The sequence below is a fragment of the Streptomyces sp. NPDC060198 genome, assembly GCF_042728415.1.
In the GTDB taxonomy this organism is placed as follows: domain Bacteria; phylum Actinomycetota; class Actinomycetes; order Streptomycetales; family Streptomycetaceae; genus Streptomyces.
In genome coordinates, this window is sequence record NZ_JBHWZJ010000541.1 from 1 (window position 1) to 3,578 (window position 3,578).

A 3,578-nucleotide genomic window follows, 5' to 3' on the forward strand; every position below is an offset into this window, starting at 1 on the left:
GGCAGGGAGACCCGGCCGGGCGCGCGACGACCCCGGCGCGGGAGGGCTGAGCGCGGCTCGGCCCCGCGTCTTCTTCCGGCGCCACCGGCGCGTCGAGGACGGCCCTTGGTCCACCCCGGTGCGGCAGGGCTCCACCCGGTCGAAGTTGACGCCCCGCTGGTCCGTCTTCTCGAAGAAGTAGCCCCGGCCGGTCTCCCGGATGCGGGACTCGGCCGTGGTGTCCCCGTCGAACATCGTGTGCGAGTCGTGGTGGGGGAAGGCCCCGTGGATCGGGTCGAGCAGGTTCTCCACGGCGTACCGCCACGGCACGTCCCACTCGGCGCAGCGGAGGAAGGCCGCCAGTTCGTCCGCCCCGACATCCGGCGGTGCACAGCCGAGGTAGTAGGCGATCACGGCAGGTCGGCTCACGCCGTGCCGGGCGGCCGACCCCGTGAGGTCGCCCAGGCCGGCCCGTGGCTCGCCTCCGACCAGGCTTCGTACGTCACCGGCTCGGTCATCCACGTGGACGCCGGCTGCACCAGCCGCTGACCACCGCGGACGGCTGCGGCTCCCCGGTACGTCCGGGACCGGAATGCCCGGGAGTCGTGCCGTCGACTCGGCGAGTGACACCGCGTGCGCGTTCAACTCCGCACGCGGCGCAGTGAATTCATCCGATGACCTCCTGTCCCACCCCTTCTCCGCAATGCCGTGCGCCGCTACCATCGGGCTGCGTTTGGGAGCGCTCCCACCCCCGCATCGGCCCACTGCCACCCGTGTGGCGGTCCAGCTCGGAGAGGACTTTTCCGTGCGTTTGAGAGCCAGACCCTTTGCAGCCCTGCTGGCGGCGTTCGCCTTGGCAGCAGGCTTGTCGGGCATTGCCACCCCGTCCGTGGCGCAGCCCAGCAGCGGCGCCACCACGGCGGAAGCATCCGATCTGTCGTCGGCCACCACCCTCGCAGCGGACTCCTACACCTGGAAGAACGCCCGTGTCGACGGCGGCGGTTTCGTTCCGGGCGTCATCTTCAACCGGAGCGAGAAGAACCTCGCCTACGCGCGCACCGACATCGGGGGCGCCTACCGCTGGGACCAGTCGGGCAAGCAGTGGAAGCCGCTGCTCGACTCGGTGGACTGGGACCACTGGGGCTACACCGGCGTGGTGAGCCTCGCCTCCGACCCGGTGCAGCCGAACAACGTGTACGTTGCCGCCGGTACCTACACCAACAGCTGGGACCCCAACAACGGCGCGGTGCTGCGCTCCACGGACCGGGGCGCCACCTGGACGCCGTCGGTGCTCCCCTTCAAGCTCGGCGGCAACATGCCGGGGCGCGGGATGGGTGAACGGCTCGCCGTCGACCCGCGCAAGAACTCGGTGCTCTACCTCGGCGCCCCGAGCGGCAACGGCCTCTGGCGGTCCACCGATTCGGGTGCGACGTGGTCGAAGGTCACCGCCTTCCCCAACGTCGGGAACTACTCCCAGGACCCGTCCGACACCAGCGGCTACGGCAACGACAACCAGGGCGTCACCTGGGTGACCTTCGACGGTCGTGGCGGCAGCTCCGGCACCGCCACGAAGAACATCTACGTCGGGGTGGCCGACAAGGCCAACACCGTCTACCGCTCCACCGACGCCGGTGCCACCTGGTCGCGGATCGCCGGACAGCCGACCGGCTACCTGGCGCACAAGGGCGTACTGGACGAGGGCACCGGCTACCTCTACCTCCCGCTGAGCGACACCGGCGGCCCGTACGACGGCGGGAAGGGCAAGATCGCCCGCTACGACACCGCCACCGGCACCTGGCTGGACGTCAGCCCCGTCGCCGAGGCCGACACGTACTACGGCTTCAGCGGGCTCACCGTGGACCGGCAGAAGCCCGGCACGCTGATGGCGACCGCCTACAGCTCCTGGTGGCCGGACACCCAGATCTTCCGGTCCACCGACAGCGGCGCGACCTGGACGACCGCCTGGGAGTATACGAGTTACCCCAACCGCTCCACCCGCTACACCCAGGACGTCTCCTCGGTGCCGTGGCTCACCTGGGGCGCCAACCCCTCGCCGCCCGAGACCAGTCCGAAGCTCGGCTGGATGACGGAGTCGCTGGAGATCGACCCGTTCGACTCCAACCGCATGATGTACGGCACCGGAGCGACCCTCTACGGCACCGAGAACCTCAAGAACTGGGACACCGGCAGCCAGTTCAAGATCACGCCGATGGTGAAGGGGATCGAGGAGACGTCGGTCAACGACCTGGCGAGCCCGCCCTCCGGCGCCCCGCTGCTCAGCGCGATGCTCGACGTCGGCGGCTTCCGGCACACGAACCTCGACGCCGTGCCCGCGATGATGTACACCTCGCCCAACTTCACCTCCTCCACCAGCCTCGACTTCGCCGAGGCGTCCCCCAACACCGTGGTGCGCGTGGGTGACGCGGACGCCGCCCCGCACGTCGCGTTCTCCACCGACAACGGCGCCAACTGGTTCGGGGGCACGGATCCTTCGGGCGTCACCGGCGGCGGCACCGTCGCGGCGGCGGCGGACGGCAGCTCGTTCGTCTGGAGCCCGGCGGGCACCGGGGTCTACCGCACCACCGGATTCGGCTCCTCGTGGACCGCGTCCACCGGCATCCCGGCCGGTGCCACCGTGGAGTCGGACCGCAAGAACCCGAAGAAGTTCTACGGCTACAAGTCCGGTGTCTTCTACGTCTCCACCGACTCCGGCGCCACCTTCACGGCGAAGTCCTCCACCGGCCTCCCCGCCGAGGGCAACGTCCGCTTCAAGGCCGTCCCCGGCATCGAGGGTGACGTCTGGCTGGCCGGCGGCACGACCACGGGTGCGTACGGGCTGTGGCACTCCACCGACTCCGGCGCCACCTTCACCAAGCTGTCCAACGTGGCGCAGGCGGACTCCATCGGGTTCGGCAAGGCGGCCCAGGGGGCCTCGTACCAGACCCTGTTCACCAGCGCGAAGATCGGCGGGGTGCGCGGCATCTTCCGGTCCACCGACGCGGGCGCGAGCTGGACCCGGATCAACGACGACGCCCACCAGTGGGGCTGGACCGGTGGCGCGATCACCGGCGACCCGCGGATCTTCGGCCGGGTGTACGTCTCCACCAATGGGCGCGGCGTCCTGTACGGCGACTCCGCGTCCGGTGACACCGGCACCACCGACCCGGGCACCGACCCCGGTACGGACCCGGGCACCGACCCCGGAACCGATCCGGGTACCGACCCCGGGACCCCGGCCGGTGCCGCCTGCAAGGTGACGTACAAGATCACCAACCAGTGGTCCGGCGGCTTCCAGGGCGACGTCACCCTCACCAACACCGGTGACACGGCGATCGACGGCTGGAAGCTCGCCTGGACCTTCCCCAACGGGCAGCAGGTGTCCCAGGCTTGGAACGCCACCGTCCAGCAGTCCGGCACGGCGGTGACGGCCACCGACGCCGGCTGGAACGGCAAGCTCGCGGTCGGGTCGTCGGCGACCTTCGGCTTCACCGGCAGCTGGACCGGGAGCAACGGCGCGCCGAGCGCCTTCACTCTCGGCGGGAAGAGCTGCTCCCTGTAGGACCGGCAGGCGCACGTGAGCGTCGCTTCCGCGCTGGTGC

The 3,578-nt window shown here is 70.5% G+C and carries 2 protein-coding genes and 1 pseudogene; 2 read left to right on the plus strand and 1 reads right to left on the minus strand.

Annotated features, from left to right (window positions below):
• Nucleotides 1–108: 108 nt before the first annotated feature.
• Nucleotides 109–336: pseudogene (locus ACFWEP_RS33080) on the minus strand (3-phenylpropionate dioxygenase); the annotation flags it as partial.
• Nucleotides 337–411: 75 nt separating this feature from the next.
• Between ACFWEP_RS33080 and ACFWEP_RS33085 the strand changes: the two are divergent.
• Nucleotides 412–528 (plus strand): SDR family oxidoreductase, encoded by a 117-nt coding sequence (locus ACFWEP_RS33085; protein WP_387375760.1) that lies wholly within the window; start codon nucleotides 412–414, stop codon nucleotides 526–528.
• Nucleotides 529–784: 256 nt separating this feature from the next.
• Nucleotides 785–3,538, plus strand: a complete 2,754-nt coding sequence (locus tag ACFWEP_RS33090) for a cellulose binding domain-containing protein (RefSeq protein WP_387375762.1) — start codon at nucleotides 785–787, stop codon at nucleotides 3,536–3,538.
• The last annotated feature ends 40 nt before the right edge of the window (nucleotides 3,539–3,578 follow it).